This window comes from Phycicoccus elongatus Lp2, from assembly GCF_000367525.1.
Taxonomy (GTDB): Bacteria; Actinomycetota; Actinomycetes; order Actinomycetales; family Dermatophilaceae; genus Phycicoccus_A; species Phycicoccus_A elongatus.
Genome location: NZ_HF570956.1, coordinates 2,438,428 through 2,457,432 on the forward strand (window position 1 = coordinate 2,438,428; position 19,005 = coordinate 2,457,432).

At 70.2% G+C, this 19,005-nt stretch carries 15 protein-coding genes; 5 read left to right on the top strand and 10 right to left on the bottom strand.

Features of this window, described 5'->3' with window-relative positions; translation table 11 throughout:
- The coding region (locus tag BN10_RS11740; protein WP_324603528.1) for an NADH pyrophosphatase zinc ribbon domain-containing protein at window positions 1–590 on the bottom strand (590 nt) is incomplete at its 3' end.
- Window positions 591–631: 41 nt separating this feature from the next.
- Between BN10_RS11740 and BN10_RS11745 the strand changes: the two genes are divergently transcribed.
- Window positions 632–1,903, top strand: a complete 1,272-nt coding sequence (locus tag BN10_RS11745; RefSeq protein ID WP_010851466.1) for a phosphotransferase — start codon at window positions 632–634, stop codon at window positions 1,901–1,903.
- Here BN10_RS11745 and BN10_RS11750 read toward each other — a convergent pair.
- From BN10_RS11750 to moeB, 3 genes are read right to left on the bottom strand one after another with little or no spacing between them, the layout of a single operon-like run.
- Complete coding sequence (locus tag BN10_RS11750; protein ID WP_010851467.1) at window positions 1,881–5,252, bottom strand: ATP-dependent helicase; 3,372 nt, start codon at window positions 5,250–5,252, stop codon at window positions 1,881–1,883. The two genes, BN10_RS11745 and BN10_RS11750, sit on opposite strands and share 23 nt — an antisense overlap.
- Window positions 5,249–8,353, bottom strand: coding sequence for an ATP-dependent helicase (locus BN10_RS11755; protein WP_010851468.1), 3,105 nt, complete (start codon window positions 8,351–8,353; stop codon window positions 5,249–5,251). Before BN10_RS11755 ends, BN10_RS11750 begins: the two co-directional genes overlap by 4 nt.
- Before the next feature lie 36 nt (window positions 8,354–8,389).
- A complete protein-coding gene (gene moeB, locus BN10_RS11760; RefSeq protein ID WP_010851469.1) occupies window positions 8,390–9,535 on the bottom strand; it encodes a molybdopterin-synthase adenylyltransferase MoeB in 1,146 nt (381 codons plus the stop codon).
- Window positions 9,536–9,595: 60 nt separating this feature from the next.
- Here moeB and BN10_RS11765 point away from each other — a divergent pair, with 60 nt between their 5' ends.
- The 3 genes from BN10_RS11765 to BN10_RS11775 all read left to right on the top strand — a co-directional run bounded on the left by BN10_RS11765 (window position 9,596) and on the right by BN10_RS11775 (window position 10,949).
- A complete protein-coding gene (locus BN10_RS11765; RefSeq protein ID WP_010851470.1) occupies window positions 9,596–10,231 on the top strand; it encodes a TetR/AcrR family transcriptional regulator in 636 nt (211 codons plus the stop codon).
- Window positions 10,232–10,274: 43 nt separating this feature from the next.
- Window positions 10,275–10,499, top strand: a complete 225-nt coding sequence (locus BN10_RS11770) for a DUF3107 domain-containing protein (RefSeq protein ID WP_010851471.1) — start codon at window positions 10,275–10,277, stop codon at window positions 10,497–10,499.
- 177 nt (window positions 10,500–10,676) lie between these two features.
- The gene (locus BN10_RS11775; RefSeq protein WP_010851472.1) at window positions 10,677–10,949 is read left to right on the top strand and encodes a GlsB/YeaQ/YmgE family stress response membrane protein; all 273 of its coding nucleotides are present in this window, start codon (window positions 10,677–10,679) and stop codon (window positions 10,947–10,949) included.
- Window positions 10,950–11,043: 94 nt separating this feature from the next.
- Here the strand turns inward: BN10_RS11775 and BN10_RS11780 are convergent, their stop codons facing one another.
- Window positions 11,044–11,730 (bottom strand): ferritin-like fold-containing protein, encoded by a 687-nt coding sequence (locus tag BN10_RS11780; protein ID WP_010851473.1) that lies wholly within the window; start codon window positions 11,728–11,730, stop codon window positions 11,044–11,046.
- Between the two features lie 55 nt (window positions 11,731–11,785).
- Here BN10_RS11780 and BN10_RS11785 point away from each other — a divergent pair, with 55 nt between their 5' ends.
- Complete coding sequence (locus BN10_RS11785; protein ID WP_084311057.1) at window positions 11,786–13,417, top strand: DEAD/DEAH box helicase; 1,632 nt, start codon at window positions 11,786–11,788, stop codon at window positions 13,415–13,417.
- A gap of 29 nt (window positions 13,418–13,446) precedes the next feature.
- Here the strand turns inward: BN10_RS11785 and BN10_RS11790 are convergent, their stop codons facing one another.
- The 5 genes from BN10_RS11790 to BN10_RS11810 form a co-directional block, all read right to left on the bottom strand.
- Window positions 13,447–14,508: an NAD(P)-dependent alcohol dehydrogenase gene (locus BN10_RS11790; RefSeq protein WP_010851475.1), complete on the bottom strand. Its 1,062-nt coding sequence runs from the start codon at window positions 14,506–14,508 to the stop codon at window positions 13,447–13,449.
- A 31-nt stretch (window positions 14,509–14,539) separates the two neighbouring features.
- Complete coding sequence (locus BN10_RS11795; RefSeq protein ID WP_010851476.1) at window positions 14,540–15,328, bottom strand: ParA family protein; 789 nt, start codon at window positions 15,326–15,328, stop codon at window positions 14,540–14,542.
- A gap of 144 nt (window positions 15,329–15,472) precedes the next feature.
- Window positions 15,473–16,324, bottom strand: coding sequence for a PHP domain-containing protein (locus tag BN10_RS11800; protein WP_010851477.1), 852 nt, complete (start codon window positions 16,322–16,324; stop codon window positions 15,473–15,475).
- Between the two features lie 25 nt (window positions 16,325–16,349).
- Window positions 16,350–17,405, bottom strand: a complete 1,056-nt coding sequence (locus tag BN10_RS11805) for a MaoC family dehydratase (RefSeq protein WP_010851478.1) — start codon at window positions 17,403–17,405, stop codon at window positions 16,350–16,352.
- 90 nt (window positions 17,406–17,495) lie between these two features.
- A complete protein-coding gene (locus BN10_RS11810; RefSeq protein WP_010851479.1) occupies window positions 17,496–18,974 on the bottom strand; it encodes a threonine/serine exporter family protein in 1,479 nt (492 codons plus the stop codon).
- Between the last annotated feature and the right edge of the window lie 31 nt (window positions 18,975–19,005).

Below are 19,005 nucleotides of genomic sequence, written 5' to 3' on the forward strand. Positions count from 1 at the left end.
GGGGGGGGGGGAGCCAGCAGGAGGCGGTCGTCGTCGTCGACGACGGTCATGATCACTGCCGGATCGGTGCGGGGGAAGTGTGGGGAGTCGTCGGCCACGCAACGGCGCAGCCATCCTGCGTGGGCGGGCTCGGTGGGGGCACCGCAGCGCGGGCAGAAACCATGGGCGGCATGCCAATTGGCCAGGGCCGTCAGGGTGGCCACGAGCGAGGCGTCGGCGGTCGCCAGGGTGGTGGCGACCGACCGGACCCCCGCCCAGTCGTCGGCCGGCGCCATGGGATCGACGACACCCACGTAGGCCGCCTTGCCATTGCTTCCCGGGAACTCGCCCTCACCGAGGAAGACCGATAGACGCGTGGCATCGTCTGGTTCCGGTGGCCTCAGGACCAATGCTCCCTCGTCGCTGACCCGGAAGCGGCCTTCCCGGACGGCGAGCACGCGGGTCGCAGGGTCCTGCAGGAGACGGTCGAGCAGACCGACCTCCGACCGTCGCTCCGCCGCCCGGTCGACGCCGGGACCGGCGAGCGGGAGTGCCGCCCACGGCCGGAGGTGAGAGCGCCGATCCTCATCGGTTCGGTCTCCTCGGGCCACGTCACCCACTCTAGGTGGCACCCACGACATACGGTGGGCAGGTGGACCGCAGCCCCCTCTACCTCGCCGCCGTGGCCAGCTCGGCCGTGCCGGGCCTGGACCCGGTGACCGTCGAGGCCCTGCCCAGCCTGCCCTACGACCGGTTCGACGTCGCCTTCGTCCGGGACACCGAACACCGACGGTGGGTGGTCCGGGCACCGCGCACCGCAACCGCCGGTGCCGAACTGGAGTCGGCGATCGCCATCACGGCCCTCCTGGCGCGGCGCGTGGGCTTCTCGGTCCCCGGCCCGAAGGGCTTCTTCGATCTCGGTGACTCCGGCCGAGCATCGGTCTATCCGTTCCTCCCCGGCGACCCGATCGATCTGGGTGAGGTGCCGGATCGGCGCGGTCTGGCGGGTGACATCGGGCGGGTCATGGCCACTGTCCACAACCTCGATGTCGCACTCGCCGACGAGGCCGGTCTGCCCAGTTACGACGCCGATGCCTGCCGGACGCGCCGGCTGGCCGATTTGGACCGGGCGGCGACGACGGGCCGCGTTCCGACCTCCTTGCTCACCCGCTGGGAGCAGGCCCTGGAGGACGTGACGCTGTGGCGTTTCGCGCCCGCGCTCGTCCACGGAGCGCTGAGCGGCGATGCGCTCTTGGTCACCTTCGACGATGACGATGCCGCCAGCGGCCGGGTGCGCGGCGTCGTCGGTTGGGAGCATGCCCAGGTCTCGGATCCGGCCGAGGACTTTGCGGCCGTCGTCGACCAGGCCTCGCCAGGGGTCGTCGACCGGATCATGGAGGCCTACGCGCATGCCCGACTCGAGCGACCCGATCCTCATCTGCTCGTGCGTGCGCGGTTGCTCAGCGAACTCGACCTGCTCCATCAGTTGATGGAGGCCCTGGCGCGTGGTGACGACGCGGCCGTCGAGGGGCTGTCCTCGCGCCTCCGCCGGCTCGACGAGGTCGTCCATGCGCTCGAGGAGAGCAGCGACGACTACCAGCGACTATCGCTCACCCCGGTGTCCGTGCGATCGCGGCCGGCGCCCCCTCCGGCGGTCGACGAGGACGAGGACGACGACGAGCTTCCGGGGATCACGGCCCCGGGCCATCTGGGCGTCGAAGCCGACGGTCCCATGGCCGCGGGCTCCGACGGGGAGACCGTGGCCTTGGACGAGGTGGCGGACGACGGCGACGCCAACCGCGAGGACGAGGTTGACGACGTCGGCGGGGATCCCCGCAGCGAGGCGACCGACGACGCAACCCCCGCACACCGGGTCGGGGCGCGGGCGGAGACCGTCGAGATCAGGCTGGATCCACAGCACTGAGGATCGCGGCGAGCCCGTCCTCGTCGATCAACTCGGGCCAGACCGTCTCGCCGGTCGCCGCATGGAAGAAGGCGGCCCGCACGTCCTGGCGCGCCACGGCGCGCAGTCGACACCACGCCAGCACATAACTGGCCAGTTGGACAGCGCGGTGCCGTCCGGCGGCTCCCGAACTAGGGCTGCCGGTCTTCCAGTCGACGATGAGATGGCCGCCGGGGTGGTCCGGGTCGGCAAAGACGGCGTCGATGCGTCCGCGGATGGTGGTCCCCGCCACCGTGGTCTCGACCGGCACCTCCAGCTCGAGGGGGTCGAGCTCGGCCCAGCGGCTGGCCAAGAAGTTCGCCTGCAGGGTCTCGAGGGCGGGCCCCTCCAGGCCCTCGTCGCCAGCACCGGGCAGGCTGGCCACGTCAAGGATGGCCGCGCGCGAGTAGTGCGCCTCCACCCAGGCGTGGAACGTGGTCCCCACCCGGGCCGCGGTGGCGGCCGGGCTGGGCATGGGGCGCCGCAGAGCCATGGCGTATGCCGCGGGGTCGGTCGCGAGGGCCACCAGGTCCGTGGTCGACAAGTGCTGGGGCAGCACGATCGGCTCAGTTCGCCGGGAACGTCGATCACGCTCGGCGAGCAGCAATTGGACGTCGCGGTCCCAGCGCTGGACGACCGCGGACACCGCAGTCGACGCAACGCTGGGGTCCGGCCCGCTGGCCAGGTCGTTCGGAGAGCCGTCGAGGCGTGCGCGCACCTGCGCGGCGGCCTCCACCACTCGCGCGCGACCTGCGATCGGCTCCGGAGGCCAGACCACCGCCACGTCGTGGGCCAGTCGTGGATTCGGGGTTGGCGGGTTGGACGAGGCCGAGGGCAGGTCGGCCCACGAGATCTCTCGGTCCGCCATCCCCGCGGCACGCAATTCGGTCAGGAAGCGTGAGGGCAATCGGGGCGTGGAGGCCGATCCCCAGACATGTGAGGTGAGCAACAGGTCGGTGCGCGCCCGTGTCAGGGCGACGTAGGCGAGGCGGCGCTCCTCCTCGATCCCGCGGGCGGCGGAGGCGGCGACGTAATCGGTGAAGGCCTGATCGACCTCGTCCCAATCCGTGACGCGGTCCCACGGGAAGCGTGGCAAGCCTTCCCGATCTCCTCGCAGGTCGTGCGGCACACCGGCCAAGCCGCCGAGCCAGGCCTTGTCGGTCGGATCCGCATGGCCCCACCTGGGTTCGCCGTCAGCGCCGGGCACCACCTTGGTGGTGGTGCCCGAGTGCGCCGGGAAGGACGACTCGACCATTCCGGGGACAGCAACGACATCCCACTCCAGCCCCTTGGCCGCGTGGACCGTCATGACCTGGACCGCATCGGGACTGGTTTCGATCCACCCCAGATCCAGTCCCCGCTCTTCATCGACTGCGGCGTCGAGCCAGGCCAGGAAGCCCCCGAGGGATGGGCGATCCGAGGTGGCATCGAAGGTGGACGCCACCTCCTGGAAGGCATCGAGGTGGGCCCTTGCCGCGCCCGGGTGCCAGCCGGGGCGCGAGAGCACCTCGACATCGAGGCCCAACGCGACCTCGGCTTCGGCCAGCAGGTCGGCGAGGGCACTTCCGGTGCGTGTCCGAAGCTGGGAGATCAGCCGCCCCAACGCGTCCAATCGGCTGAGCGCTGGTGCGGACAGATGCTCACCGTCCGGGCCACGCCATTGGGGATCGGGGAGGTCGTCGAGCGCCTCCACCAGTCCCACCCCCAAGGAGAGGCCCTCCTCGATATCGCGGGGCACACTCGGTCGGTCCGGGCGTTCCTCATCCCCGGACCTCCGGACCTCCACCTGAGCCAGTCGCCGCCCGAGGACCCGCGTCCACGCGGCCAGACCATCGAGGTCGGAGACACCGAGGCGGCACCGCGCGCCCGTGAGCAGTCGCATGAGGTGGTCACCGCGCGTCGGGTCCTGAACCACCCAGAGAAGGGCCACGAGATCCGCGACCTCCGGGGTGTGCAGCAGTCCCCCGAGACCGACGACCTCGTGGGCGACACCCTGTGCCTCGAGCGCCGCGATGACCGGGTCGAACTGGGATCGCTTGCGGCACAGGATCGCTGCGGTCCCTCCCGGGCGGCGCGAACGGCGTGCAACGACCCACTCGACGACCGCGTCCGCCTCCGCCTCGATGGTGGAGAAGCAGCCGATCGCGACGTGGCCTCTCCCAGCGTCGCCACGAGCCGCCAAGGGCTCGACCGGGACGCGCGCCTGCGCGCGCAGCGGAGCAGCCACCTGATTGGCCACCTCGAGGATGTGTCGGTCGTTGCGCCAACTCGTGGACAAGGGCAGCACCGGCGTGCGCGCACCTGCACCGAAGTCGTCGCGAAACTGGCGCAGTGTGGTGGAACTGGCGCCCCGCCAGCCGTAGATCGACTGATGGGGATCGCCGACGGCCGTCACGGCCACTGGCCCTGAGGCGGGGGCGAAAATCGAGCGCAGCAGGTGCAGCTGAGCTTCGGAGGTGTCCTGGAACTCATCGAGGAGCACGACGCGAAAGCGGCTGCGCTCCTCGGCACCCACCTGGGGGAATCGAGCGGCGAGGGCAGCGGCCACGGCCATTTGGTCGGCGAAGTCCATCGCGTCGCGCGAGAGCTTGAGCCGGGCGTAATCACGCAGCAGTGGCAGAATGGACCGACGCTCGGCGAGCTGGGTTCTGGCTGCCTTGACGGCAGGGGGAAGCCCACGTCTCTTGCTTCCCTCCGGCTTGACGAGACCATCGAGCCCGGAGATGACTCGGCCCAGGTGCTCGTCGAGTTGGTCCACGCTGACCAGATGCTCCGCCAACTCGGCGGCGAGGTCGACAAGCGCAGTCGTGACCGTGGACTCCACCTTGACGACGCCCTCGATGTCGCCATCGAAACCGACCACGGCCTCGTGAGCGAACTGCCAGGCGGCCGCCTCGGTGAGCAGTCGCGTGTCGGCCTCGTGCCCCAAGCGGGTGCCGTGTTCGCGGACGATCCGGCCGGCATACGAGTGATAGGTGCTCACGACGGGGAGTTGGCCCAGCGAGGCGGCCCCGCCGACTGTGGCCGGGACCCACAGCCCGACGTCCCTCAACCGTCCGAGGCGGGCCGCCAGCCGTTCCCCGAGCTCGCCGGCCGCCTTCCGCGTGAAGGTCAGTCCGAGAACCTCCTCGGGCTGGACGAACCCGTTGGCGACCAACCAGACGACACGGGCCGCCATCGTCTCCGTCTTGCCGGAGCCCGCGCCGGCCACCACGAGGAGAGGCTCCAGCGGTGCCTCGATGACGGCGACCTGCTCGGCCGTCGGCACATGCTGTTGCCCCAGGACTCGGGCGCAGTCCACAGCGCTCAGCGTCGGCGAGAGAAGCGTCATGACAGTGACCGACCTTCCGCTTGGGCGGGACAACTCGAGCGCACCTGGCAGGTTCCACACATCGATCGGGAGGGCGTCGCGAGGAAGGACGCCCCGGCCATCGCCTCGGCGTCCCGGGCGATCAGGTCGGTCGCCCATCGGGGGTCAGGATCATCGCGCAGTGCCCTCTGCACCTGCAGGTCGGTCGTGGACTTGGCAGCCTTGCCCAGTTGCAGGAGCGCGGCACCGGCGCTCGCGACACCGGGCCCGAAACCACCGGCGTCCACCGCCACTTGATAGGCCCCGAGCTGGGGATGACGCTCCACCTCGGCAACGCTGGGCTTCGACGAGCCCGTCTTGAGATCCACGATCCGGACCCGCCCCAACGCGTCGCGCTCGACCCTGTCCACCCTCCCGATGATCCGGGCCGTGCCGACTTTCACGTCGACGTCGACCTCGGTGCCCACACGCTCCCATCCCTGTGCACGTGATTGCGCGATGTGCCCGGCCAGTGCCCCGGTCATCGCCACCGCCTCGGCGAGGGACTTGCGGCTGAGCCAGTTGTCCGGAAGGCCGAGGCGACCCCAACGGGCCCGGACCTCCGCGGCATACGCAGGGGCCGTCGTATCTTCGAGGTCATGGGCTATCTCGTGGACGAGCGAACCGACCTGGCTGGCGCCCATCGACGGGCCCTGGCCCCCTGAGCCGGCGAGGAACCACTGGAGTTGACACTTGGCGAATCGGTCGAGACGGGACGGCGAGATGCGCACCTCCTGCCCGGGTGCGCGTCGTGCCCTGGTGTCGCTGACCTCGACCAGCGGCCACCAGTTCGCCGGGTCGGCACCGGGAACGCCAGCCCGCACGAGAGTGGCGAGGGAGTTGGCGGCCCCGGCGCGTTCGGCGGGGTCGGCGCTCACCAGGGCCTGACGCAGTTCCCCCACGAGGCCAGCCAAACTGAGGGTGCGTCCACCCTCTGTCGGGATGCGTGGCTCACTCGGCTGGGAACGCGGAGCGACGACATCGAGATAGGGCGATGGCTGCAGGTCCTCACTGCGGACCGCGGTGACCGCCACCTCGTGCCGAGCGCGCGTGAGCGCGACGTGGAACAACCGCGTCTCGTCATGGATGACGCCGGCGCGGGCGGTGACGCGATCGACGGGACGCCCCCGCGCGGCATCCACCAGGTCAGCCGCCCCGAGCAACGCGCCACGCAGGCGTGGGTCGGGCCAGACGCCCTCCTGGACACCGACGACACAGACGACATCCCACTCCTGCCCGGACGCCTCGGCCGACGTGAGCAGGGCCACCGCATCGCCGGCCACCGCGCGTGCCGCGAGGGTGTCGGCCGCGAGGTCCTGAGCCAGGAGGTGGTCGAAGAAGGCCCGCGGGGCGGCCCCCGGCAGCCGCTCGGTGAACTGGGCGGCGGCATCGAACAGGGCGAGCATGGCGTCGAGGGCGTCGTCGGCACGTCGGCCGCCCGGATCCCCGGCGAGCGCGGCCCGTTGCCAGGGCTCGGCCAGGCCCGACGCCTGCCAGAGTGCCCACAACAGCTCCTCGACGTCCGTCGACCCGCCGGAGAGGCAACGGCGGCCGGCAGTGATGACGCGATGCACGCGTCGCAGACCGCCGGCCTCCGGACCCAGGGGCAACACCAGCTCCGGGTCGACGAGGGCTGCGGCCAGCAACTCACCGCTCGGACGGCCACCTCCGCTCGCCAGTTCCTGCCGACGAAGTGACCTCCGCAACCGGCGCAGGGCCACCGAGTCGGCGCCGCCGAGGGGTGAGCCCATGAGGTCGACGGCCTCATCGACGCCGACGTGCACAGAGTCGGGACCGTCGGCCCGCAGCAGAGCGCCTGCCACCGTGAGGAAGGGCCGGACGGCCGGATGGTCACGAACCGGGATGCGGGCCACGAGGTCGACCGGGACACCGGCGCCCCGCAGGACTCTGCTGATGGTCGCGCTGCCTGCCGCACTGCGGACGATGACAGCCATTCGATGCCAGGGGATGCCGTCGACCAGATGCCGGCGGCGCAGGTGGTCGGCGACCCAAGTGGCCTCCTGGGCGGTGGTGCGGAAGACGTGCACCGCAACGTCGCCCCCACGGTCGTCAGCACTCGAATGCCGCTGGGCCACACCGGCCCCCGTGCCGATGTGGCCGACCACCCGAGCGGCCGCCTCATGCACCGTCTCCGGCAGTCGATGCCCGCGATCCAAGGTCAACTCCGTGGCCCCCTGCCAGCCGGAGGTCAACAGGTGTGGCTCGGCACCACGGAAGGTCTGGGTCGCGACGTCCGGGTCCCCCAGCAGAACGAGGTCGACGCCCTCGACGCACAGGGAGCGGACGAGGTCGGCTCCCGCGGGCGTGAGCTCCTGCGCGTCGTCCACGATCACGAGTCGCAGGTCGGCACGCACCGACTGAGCGAGCCCGGCGTCGGACGCCAGCGCGGTGGCCACCGAACCGAGCAACCACGCCGGGTCGAGAGCACCAGGTGATCCCAGGGCAGTGACGCGGTCGTAGTCCTCGAGCACCTGGGCAGCCGCCACCCATTCCGGTCGGCCGTGACGGTGGCCCAGCGATTGCAGACCGTCGACGTCCAGACCGAGCTCCACTGCTCGCATGAGCAGGTCGCGCAACTCGCCCCGGAAGGTGCGGGTCGCGAGGGCCTCGCCCAGCGCCTCCGGCCACGTGGGAGACAGAGCCGGCTCCGCGGCATACCCCATCAGGAGCTCGCGCAGGATCACGTCCTGCTCAGGGCCTGAGATCAGCCGGGGTAGCGGCTCGCCCCGCTGGGCGGCCTGCCGTCGCAGCACGCCGAAGGCGAAGGAGTGTGGCGTGCGGGCCAAGGGGCCGCTGTGGGTCCCGGACACCTGGGTCGTCACGAGGTCGCGCACCCGATCGGCGGCCCGGCGCGTGGGAGCCAGCACGAGGCAGGTGTCGGGGGTGATTTCCCCCGTCGCGACGCGTTCGGCCACGATCCGCGCCGCCAGCGTGGTCTTGCCGGTGCCGGGACCGCCGAGGACACGCAGCACGGCTGACCGGTCGGCGAGGACGGCCTCCTGGCAGGGGTCGGTGTCCCACGCCCGCGGAGGGGCCATCGGGGCTCGGACCAGGGTCACCACGGGTCCGATTCCACCATCTGGCACCGACAGCCGACGTCAGTAGGTCGACTCCTCCGGGCGGATGCGGGCGACCCAGGCGAGGATCCCGCCGTCGAGATTGCGCGCATCCACCCCTCTCGCCCTCAAGGTGGCGACCGCACGCGCCGACCGACCACCGCTCTTGCAATGAACGACCAGGACACCAGGTGGCACCGGCGCCCCGGCCAGCACGGCGGCCAGCGGAAGGGGGATCGCACCGGGAATCGTCACGATCTCCCGCTCCCCCGGCTCGCGGACGTCGATGAGCGTGGCGCCACCCTCCAGCAGTCCGGCGAGGTCCTCGGGGGCGACCCCCTCCCCCGGCCGGTATGCCGCCGGGACCGGTTCCGCGGTCCCCCCGGACAGCGGGGCGGTCGGGTCCGCCTCCGACCCGCACACCCGGCAGTCCGGATCGGCGCGGACCGTGAGCGTGTCCCAGGTCTGCGCGAGTCCGTCGTGGACGAGCAGGCGACCGATCAGCGGCTCCCCCAGCCCGACGATGAGCTTGATCGCCTCCACCGCGAGCACGGAGCCGATCGCCCCGACCGTGGCGCCGAGAACCCCGCCCACGGCACACGACGGGACCTGATCGGGCGATGGCTGCTGCGGGAACACACAGTGGTAGCACGGCCCCTCTCCGGCCCACCACACGCTCGCCTGGGCGTCGAACCGGTGCACGGAGGCCCACACATGCGGAACGGCCAGCAGGGCGCAGGCCCTGGAGACCAGGGCACGAGTGGGGAAGTTGTCGGCCCCGTCGATGACCAGGTCGTGGTCGGCCACCAAGGGCAGGACGCTCGACTCGTCCAGGCGCCGGTCGACGGTGTGCACGGTGGTCGCGCCGGCGATCCGGGACACGGCGTCCCTGGCCGAATCCACCTTGCGGCGACCCACATCTCGCTCACCGTGAAGGATCTGCCGCTGGAGGTTGGTGAGGTCGACCAGGTCGTCGTCGACGATGGTCAAGGTGCCCACCCCGGCAGCGGCGAGGTAGAGGGCCGCCGGCGAGCCGAGCCCACCGGCTCCGACGAGGAGCACACGCGCGTTCGCCAAGCGACGCTGGCCCTCCTCACCGACACCGGGGAGGAGCAGGTGCCGCGCGTGCCGCGTGCGCTCAGCGGCCGACAGCGCCGGGCCGGGGGCAACGAGTGCGGATCGCGGCATACTCCCCACCCTACGGCCGTAGGATGACGGCCAGCCGAGCACCGTCGCCCGAAGGACACCATGACCAGTTTGCCCACCCGCGGCCAGCGGATGCCACGCACCGAGCGCCGAGCGCAACTCCTCGACGCTGCACAATCGGTCTTCGTGGCCAGGGGCTACCACGCGGCAGCGATGGACGAGATCGCTGATCGCGCCGGGGTGTCCAAGCCGGTTCTCTACCAACACTTCCCGGGCAAGCTGGAGCTCTACCTCGCGCTCCTGGACCAGCACTGCGACACCCTCGAGCGCCTGGTCCGCGAGGCCTTGGCCAAGCCCGCCGCCGACAACCACGATCGGGTGATGGCGACAATTGCGGCCTACTACGAGTTCGTCTCCCGTGAGGGCGCGGCCTTCCGGATGGTTTTCGAATCCGACCTGACCGGCGTCCCGCAGGTGCGGACCCGTCTCGACAATGTCGAGTTGGCGTGCGCCGAGATGATCGCCGACGTGATCTCCGCGGACACCGGAATCGACGACGAGCGCGCCATGCTGCTCGGCACCGCGTTGGCCGGGATGGCCCAGATCACTGCACGGCACTGGCTCGGCCAGAACGGCACCCTCAGCCGCAACGACGCCGCCACGCTCATCGGGGCGCTGGCCTGGCGCGGTCTGGGGTCGATTCCCATGGTCGCCGGGGAAGGATCCGACGCCTCGTAGGGTTGGGACAAGGAACCCAAGCCAACAGAAAGGTGGATCGGCCGTGGAGGTCACCATCGGAGTCCAGAACGTCGCCCGCGAGATCTCGATCGAAACCGACGCCAGCGCGGCGGATGTCCACAAGGCCGTGCAGGCAGCCATCAGCGAGGGTGGTGTTCTCGAACTCACCGACAGCAAGGGCCGCAAGGTCTTCGTCCCGGGACATGCCTTGGGGTGGGTGCTGATCGGCGAGAGCGAGCGCGGCAAGGTCGGCTTCGGCCGCGAGTGAGCCAGCACGTCTGAAACGGCTCGCCGGAAGGTCGCGACGACTCGGCGGGTCCCAGATCCCGAATTCCGGGGTGGGCGCGACTAGATTTGAAGCGGACCGAGGTTGCTGCCTTGGCCGGACTTGGACGAGTCGTCCATGTCCACCGCGTGGGTCCCATGGGCCCGGAAGGAGTTCAGCATGACCATCGGCGCCATCATCGGCACGATCATCTTCGGTGCCGTCATCGGCATTCTCGCTCGGGCCGTGCTGCCGGGCCGCCAGTCCATCAGCGCGGTGGTCACCGTGATCCTCGGCATCCTGGGAGCCCTCATCGGCTACTGGGTCTGGGGCTCGGTGATGGGCAAGGGTGACACCTCGGGGATCGACGTGATCCGCTGGATCATCAGCATCATCGCGGCCGCTGTGCTCGTCGTCATCTACGGCCTGGCCGTGGGACGCAAGCAGGTCTGACCGATCAGACAACCGAAAGGGCCCCCGCCGGCAGGTGGGGGCCCTTTCGGTTGTCTGGAGTGGTGGCTCCGGCGCCTTGGTCACCGGTGGTGGGTCAGGAACTCAGGCCCAGGCGATTCATCCGCTCTTGGTGGCGTTCCCGCAGCCGGGCGAACATGTCGCCGACCTGGGTCAGATCGGCCTCACCGCCGACGAGCAGGTTGGCCAGGGCGTCCCGCTCGACTGCCACCGCCTGGGCCTGGGAGAGCGCCTCACCCATCAGCCTGCGTCCCCAGAGCGAGAGACGACCAACCGTGCGTGGATCGGTGACCAGGGCCGCACGCACCACCGGAACGATGAACTCCGCCTCGTCGGACTCGTCCAGGGCTGCCGTCATCGCGACCATGGTCCGCTCGTCGACGAAGCCGGCGAGCTCGCGGTAGAAGTCCTTGGCGACGCCCTCGCCCACGTAAGCCTTGACCAGGGCCTCCAGCCAGTCGCTCGGGCGGGTGCGCTCGTGGAAGGCGGCGAAGGGCACGACGAAGGGCGCCATGGCCTGCTGCGGGTCGATTCCTTCGCCGCGCATGTGGTTCGTCAGGTCGCTGAAGGCCTTGAACTCGGCGAACGCCAGCTGGGCCATCGCGGTCTTGAGACCGAGTGTGGGAGCCAGGTCCGCATCGGCCGCCATCCGCAGGGAGGCCATGAGCGATCCGTGGGCGAGCACGCCCAGGACGTCGGTCAACGCCCCTCGGTATGCCGCGTCGTCGGCCGGGCGGGTCGTCGCCGGGGGCACGTCGGTCATGGCTGGAGCCTAACGGCGGGTAGACTTCTGTCGTCCACGGTGCCCGGTCGGCACGATGACGACTTCCCACAGCGGCGGCACGCTCCCCGGATCACGATGGAGCCAGCCGCCCGAGCAGACCTCCGATCGGCCCACATTTTCGCAGGCGACGCCGCGCGCCGCCGCATGCCCGATCAACGGAGTTCCCTTGACCGACACCGCAGAGCAGTCCTTCGGCGATTTCCCGATCCACCCCGACATCGTCGCCGCCCTGGCCGATCACGGGATCACCCACCCGTTCCCAATCCAAGCGATGACGTTGCCTGTGGCCCTGGGCCGCCACGACATCATCGGCCAGGCCAAGACCGGCACCGGCAAGACGCTCGGCTTCGGCATCCCGCTCCTGCAGGGCGTCGTGTCCCCCCGTGATCCCGAGTGGGCTGACTTCACGCACGCGGGCAAGCCGCAGGCGCTGGCCGTCGCCCCCACCCGTGAGCTCGCCGTGCAGGTGGCCGCCGACCTCGAGCGGGCCGGCAAACGCCGCGGCATCCGCGTGCTCACCATCTACGGCGGGCGCGCCTTCGAGCCGCAGATCGACGCCCTGCAGCGCGGCGTCGAGGTGGTCGTCGGCACACCCGGACGCCTCATCGACCTGGCCAAGCAGGGCCACCTGGACCTCTCCCGTGCCCGCACCGTCGTCCTCGACGAGGCCGACGAGATGCTGGACCTGGGCTTCCTTCCCGATGTCGAGAAGATCCTGGCGATGACCCCGCCGAACCGTCACACGATGCTCTTCTCGGCGACCATGCCCGGAGCCGTCGTGGCGCTGGCCCGCCGGTACATGACCCAGCCGACCCACATCCGCGCCATGTCGGAGTCCGAGGGCGACACCAGCCAGACGGTCAAGGCGATCAGCCAGTTCGTCTATCGCGCACACGCGATGGACAAGACCGAGATGCTCGCGCGCATCCTCCAGGCCCGCGGACGCGGCCTGACGATCATCTTCAGCCGCACCAAGCGCACCGCCGCCAAGGTGGCCGATGACCTCACCGAGCGCGGTTTCGCCGCCGCCCCCTTGCACGGCGACCTCGGACAGGGCGCCCGCGAGCAGGCACTGCGCGCCTTCCGGTCCGGCAAGGTCGACGTCCTGGTCGCCACCGATGTCGCGGCCCGAGGCATCGATGTCGAGAACGTCACCCACGTCATCAACTACCAGTGCCCGGAGGACGAGAAGACCTACGTGCACCGGATCGGTCGCACCGGTCGCGCCGGCAACACCGGCGTGGCCGTCACCTTCGTGGACTGGGACGACCTGCACCGGTGGACCCTGATCAACAAAGCCCTCGACCTCGGCATCCCCGAGCCCGAGGAGACCTACTCGTCCTCGGAGCACCTCTACGAGGAGTTGGACATCCCCCGGGAGGCCAAGGGTCGGCTGCCCAAGGCGCAGCAGACCCGCGCCGGGCTGGCCGCCGAGACCCTGGAGGACCTCGGTGAGACAGGCAAGTCCGCGGGCCGCGGTCAGTCGCACGGCCGTGGCCGTGACAGCGGTGGCCGAGACAACGGAGGCCGAGGCGGGCAGAGTGGTCGCGGCGAGCGGTCGGCACGAGGCACTGACCGCACGACCGACGAGGGCCCGAGCCGGCCGCGGCGCAACCGCAGCCGTCGACGCACCCGTGGCGGCCAGGGCAGTCCCGAGAACGCCTGAGGCGGGAGGTGCGGGTTCGGACCTGGCGTTCAGTCGGGCCGGATCGTGCTCGTGTCGATGACGTAGCGATAGCGCACGCCACCGGCCACCACGGTGTCGTATGCCGTGTCGATGGTGGTCGTGTCGCTCGCGTCGAGGGTCTCGACCGTTGCGCCGATGCCGTGCTCGGCACAGAAGTCGAGCATCTCCTGCGTCTCGGCGATGCCCCCGATCTGGGAACCGGTCAGCACCTTGTTCCCCCCGATGACGGCGAAGGGTCGGACCGAGTAGGGCTCATCGGGGAGTCCGACGTTGACGAGTGCACCAAAGGGTGACAGCAGACGCAGGTAGGCCTCCATGTCGAGGTTGGCGCTCACCGTGTTGATGATGAGGTCGAATCGCCCACGCGCTGCCTTCATGGCCTCGGCGTCACCGGTGGCGAGGTGCTCGGATGCCCCCAGCGCCCTGGCGTCATCGGCCTTGTCCATGGAGCGTGACAAGGTGGTGACCTCGGCCCCCATCGCGTGGGCGAGCTTGACGGCCATGTGACCCAGGCCGCCGACGCCGACGACGGCGACCTTGCGGCCCGGACCTGCACCCCAGCGCTTGAGCGGGCTGTACGTCGTGATGCCCGCGCACATCAAGGGCGCCGCCTCGTCGAGGTCGATGCCCTCCGGGATCCGGACGACCATCCGCTCGGTCACCACGATCTGCCGGCTGTAGCCGCCGGCCGCCCATTCGCCGTCATAGTTCCGTGAGTTGTAGGTGCCCACTGCACCCTTCTCACAGAACTGCTCGAAACCGTTCTTGCACTGCTCGCACTCGGTGCAGGAGTCGACGAGACACCCGACCCCGACGCGATCGCCCACGGCATACCTGGTCACCGAATCCCCCACCGCCGCAACAGTTCCGGCGATCTCGTGTCCGGTCACGATCGGGTAGTGCGCGGCACCCCACTCGTCACGCACGGTGTGGATGTCGCTGTGGCAGATGCCCGCGAAGGCGATGTCGATGAGCACGTCGTCGTCGCGCAGATCGCGACGCTCGATCTGCTCGGCGCGAAACGGCGCACCGGCAGAGGGGACAACGAGGGCTTCGGTGGTGTGCGGCATACCGCCCACCCTACGACCGGTACGACCGTGGTCACAGGTGCGGCAACAAACCCTTCGCGATGTCGCGATAGGCGGCGGCGCCCTTGGAGCTCCTCGCCGTGGCAAGGATCGAGCGGCCGACGGCGGGGGCCTCGGCAAAGCGCACCGTCTTCGGGATCGGCGGCTCGAGGACGGTCAGGCCGTAGCGCTCCCCCACGTCGGCGAGGACCTCGCGGGCATGGTTCGAGCGTCCGTCGTAGAGAGTCGGCAGGACCCCGAGGACGGTGAGCCTCTTGTTGAGGAACTTCTTGACGTCCTTGACCGTGTCGAGCAGTTGCCCGACCCCGCGGTGCCCCAGCATCTCGGCCGGCATCGGAATGATGAGGCCGCTTGCCGCGGTCAGGGCGTTGAGGGTCAGGACACCCAGGCTCGGGGAGCAGTCGAGGAGCACGACGTCGTAGTCGGTGGACACGCCCTCGAGGACCTGCTGCAGGACGTACTCGCGGGCCGGGCGTCCCAGGAGGGCGGCCTCGGTGCCGGCCAGGTCAATGGAACTCGGGACGAGATCGACACCGTCCTCGCACTCGACGATGACGTCGGCAAGCTCGGCCTGCCCCAGCAGGACGTCGTGGATCGAGTCCTCGACCGCGTCGGGGTCCACGCCCAAGGAGAAGGTCAGGCAGGCCTGGGCGTCCAGATCGACGAGCAGCACGCGTTTGCCGAGCTCGGCGAAGGCCGCGCCAAGGGAAGCCACCGAGGTCGTCTTGGCGACCCCGCCCTTCTGGTTGGCGACGGCGATGACGGCCGGCTTGTGCGCCTTGGCCCTTGCCTTCGGGGGCACGGTGAACTCCTTCGGACTCCTGCGGGGACGGCAGCCCACCCTCTGGTATGCCGCGGGCCCCAGTCTCGCACGCCGGCCCCCACTCGCTACCTTGGTGCCATGCCGGCGGGGGACGGTCCGATGGGCGGCGGCATTGAGGTGGACTCAGCCCGGCGGTAGGTAACCCCCGGCCGTCGACGCTGCGAGGATCCGCTCGAACTGCTCGGGCGACGTGGCGTTCTCCCCGAGTCGATTGAGTTTCCCCGCACCGTGGTAGTCGCTGCTCCCGGTCGCGATGAGGTCATGCTCTCGCACGATCGAGCAGGCAAGGTCACGCGCTGCGTCGTCGTGATCGCGGTGGTCGACCTCGAGGCCGTCGAGCCCGGCATCGACCATCTCGAGCACCACCGCGGGGTCGAGCACTCGGCCGCGCGAGCCCGTGAACGGGTGTGCAATGACCGATACACCGCCGGCGGCGGCCACGAGCGCGATCGCGCGGACCGGGTCGACGGCGTAGTGGCTGACGTAGTAGCGGCTGTCGTTGTGGAGCCAGTCCCGGAAGGCGGCGGCCCGATCGGGAACGACACCCGCCGCGACGAGCGCGTCCGCCAGATGGGGCCGCCCCAACGTCGCACCGGGCGCCAATTGCGCTCGCACCTCCTCGATCGAGATCGGGATGCCGTCCGCAGCCATCCGCTCGACCATTCGGTCCATCCGGGTCAGGCGTGACCTGCGCGCCTGCTCGAGTTCGGTGACCAAGGCCTGGTTGCCGGGGTCGACCAGATAGCCCAGGAGGTGGATGCTGCGCCCACCACGTTGGCAGGAGATCTCGATGCCCGGGACGAAGCCGAGCCCGGCCGCCTGCGCGGCTCCTCTCGCGGCCGTCCACCCGCGCGTCGTGTCGTGGTCGGTCAGTGCGAGCACATCCAGACCGGCCTCGCGGGCACTGGCCACGACGTCGGCCGGTGCCTGGGTCCCGTCACTCTCCGTCGAGTGGGTGTGCAGGTCGATCCGCATGAGGCCACCCTAGGACCGGCCGAGGTCAGCGCCGGGGCACCAGCAGCGTCAGATCGAGGTCGAGCACGACGTTGGGGAGGTACGTGCCGCTCTCGTCGCGCAGCGGGAAGTTGGTGCACGGAAGATCCTTGGTCGCGACCAGGCGCGTCCGCAGGGCGCCCACGTCGGTGCGTCCCGGCAGATCGAAGCGCTCCAGCACCTCGGACCAGGCGTGAACGGTGTCCCCGGCGAAGGTGGGATTGCAGTGGGTGCCGGCATTGATCGCGAGGATCGTCTGAGCGTTGGCCAAACCGTTGTGCGACAACGCGCGCGCAATGGAGATGAGGTGGCCGCCATAGACGATGCGACGACCGAAACGACCGTCCCTCTCGACGAACTGGTTGAAGTGCACTTTCGCGGTGTTGTGCCACAGGCGGGTGGCCGTCATGTGCTCGGCCTCCTCGATCGTCATGCCGTCGACGTGGTCGATCCGCTCCCCCACCTCGTAGTCGTCCCAGAGGAACGGGCTGCCCGCCAGCGCGATGTCATAGTCCGCGCCGGTCAGCCCGGGGGGCACGACGAGGTCAGCGGCCGCCACGACCGTCGGCAACTGTGGGATGAGGGTCTCGGGTGCCGGGCTCGACTCGTCACGCTTGCGCACCATCACCCAGCGCACATAGTCGAGCACGACGTCACCATGTTGATTGGTGCCGGTCGAATGGACGTACACCACACCGGTCTTCCCGTCGCGGTTCGCCTTGATGCCGACGATCTCCGACCGCGCGGCGAGGGTGTCACCGGGGAAGACCGGTGCGGTGAAACGGCACGCGGCATACCCGAGGTTGGCGACAGCGTTGAGCGAGACCTCGGGGACGGTCTTCCCGAACACCGTGTGGAAGACGAGCAGGGGATCCAAGGGCATGCGCTCCATCCCCATCGAGGCCGCGAAGGTCTCCCCTGAGGTCAACGCAAAACGTGCTCCGTAGAGCGCCGTGTAGAGCGCGGCATCACCGACCGTCACGGTGCGTGGGCTGGTGTGAACCAACTCCTGACCGACGGTGAAGTCCTCGAAATAGTTGCCGGCGTACGTCTTGCTCGTCATGGCCGCCATCCTCCCGTGCCGGGTGCGGCCACCCAACCGCCGAGACGCGTGCGTTGCCTCACAACCTCTTCGGTATGCCGTCGGGCCGGCTCAGTCCTTCGTCTTCCCATCGCCGGTGGCCGGACTCGGAGCAACAGCGGCGGTCGCGGCCAGCAGCCCTCGACCGTGGCGCCAGGCGCTGACGACGCCCGCGGCATACGTGCCGAGGGAGACGCCTGCGGCGAGCCCGAGGCCGGTGATGCCCGCCCCGGCCAGGGTCGTCAGCCCGAGGAGCGGACCTTCCGTGCCTGCGCCGATCATCTCGGAGATGCCCTGGTAGACAGCGCGTCCCGGCAGCAGGGGGACGATGGCCGAGGTCGTCACGGCCAGGGCGCTGGCCCCCAACCGCCGACTCCCCGCGCGAGCCAGGAAGCCCACGACTCCGGCCGCGAGGGTGGCCGAAACGGCCGTCCCGAAACCGAAGTTGGTCTCCAAGGTGGTGGCGACCACCCAGCCGAGCACTCCGAGCACGGCGCTCATGGCGACAGCCCTGCCCCGGGCATAGGCACTGATGGCGAAGGCCGCCGCGATGAGGGCCGCACAGGTCACCTGGGTGACCAGGCGCTGGTCAAGGTAGGTCTTGGAGGACACCGCGATCGGCAGACCGATGCGGTTGCCGATCGAGAGCACCGTCGTCACACCGATGACGATGCCGAAGGTGAGGACGACGACCTCGAAGGCGCGTGCACCCGCCGTCACGTAGTAGCCCTGTAGGGCGTCCTCCGCGGCGCCGACGACGGACAGGCCGGACAGGAGCAGCACGATCCCTGCCGCGACGATGAGCGAGGGCGAGGCCGCCGTCGCGATCGGGACACCTTCGCGTGCGGCGACGACGACCGCAGTGGCGACCGCCGTGGGAATCGCGGCGGCCACGCACTGGGCGAAGAAGGCCGCCACACCCATACGGCCCAGGGCGAACTTCAATCGGTCGATGGCGACGGCTGAGGCGAACGTCAGCGCGATGATGAGCGGCCCGGCGCCGATGAGCAGGGCGACAGCGGCGGCCAGCACCGCGCTGGCACCCGTGACCACCCACCGCCGGTAGGGATGCGGAGCCCGCACGACGGCGTCGAAGCGAACCTTGGCCTCGTCGATGGGGATGGCGTGCGCAGAGAGGTCCGTGACGAGTTCGCGCAGGCGTTCGAGTCGAGTGAAGTCCTGACTGCGCTGTCGGACCACCTTCATCACCGTCATCGGGTCTGCGTGGGGGCCGCGCTGGTAACTGACCGCGATCGAGGTGAAGGTGATGTCGACGTGCACCGAGGACAGACCGTAGGCGCGGGTGAGCGTGAGCACGGTCGCGACCACGTCCGCCGCTGGGGCGCCCGTCGACAGCAGCGCAATGCCGGCGCGCAGCGCGAGATCGATGACGGCACGCGCAGTGGCGTCGTCGGTGGAGTCCGGAGCGGCGAAGACGGGCAACTCGTCGGTGGGCGGGCCGCTCGGTCGGAAGGCGCGACGGGTGCCGGCCACGAGGCGCGAGCTCCCGCGCCCGCCGCCTGGACGAGGTGTCCCGGGGGCTGTGGTCATGCGGTCGAGTATGCCGCCCGACCCGACCTCA

Excerpts from the sequence above, each read along its gene's own strand:
- BN10_RS11765 (WP_010851470.1), top strand. The coding sequence starts at position 9,596 with ATGACCAGTTTGCCCACCCGCGGCCAGCGGATGCCACGCACCGAGCGC.
- BN10_RS11805 (WP_010851478.1), bottom strand. The coding sequence starts at position 17,405 with ATGACGAGCAAGACGTACGCCGGCAACTATTTCGAGGACTTCACCGTC.
- BN10_RS11780 (WP_010851473.1), bottom strand. The coding sequence starts at position 11,730 with ATGACCGACGTGCCCCCGGCGACGACCCGCCCGGCCGACGACGCGGCA.
- BN10_RS11810 (WP_010851479.1), bottom strand. The coding sequence starts at position 18,974 with ATGACCACAGCCCCCGGGACACCTCGTCCAGGCGGCGGGCGCGGGAGC.
- BN10_RS11790 (WP_010851475.1), bottom strand. The coding sequence starts at position 14,508 with ATGCCGCACACCACCGAAGCCCTCGTTGTCCCCTCTGCCGGTGCGCCG.
- BN10_RS11750 (WP_010851467.1), bottom strand. The coding sequence starts at position 5,252 with ATGACGCTTCTCTCGCCGACGCTGAGCGCTGTGGACTGCGCCCGAGTC.
- BN10_RS11775 (WP_010851472.1), top strand. The coding sequence starts at position 10,677 with ATGACCATCGGCGCCATCATCGGCACGATCATCTTCGGTGCCGTCATC.
- BN10_RS11800 (WP_010851477.1), bottom strand. The coding sequence starts at position 16,324 with ATGCGGATCGACCTGCACACCCACTCGACGGAGAGTGACGGGACCCAG.
- moeB (WP_010851469.1), bottom strand. The coding sequence starts at position 9,535 with ATGCCGCGATCCGCACTCGTTGCCCCCGGCCCGGCGCTGTCGGCCGCT.
- BN10_RS11785 (WP_084311057.1), top strand. The coding sequence starts at position 11,786 with ATGACGACTTCCCACAGCGGCGGCACGCTCCCCGGATCACGATGGAGC.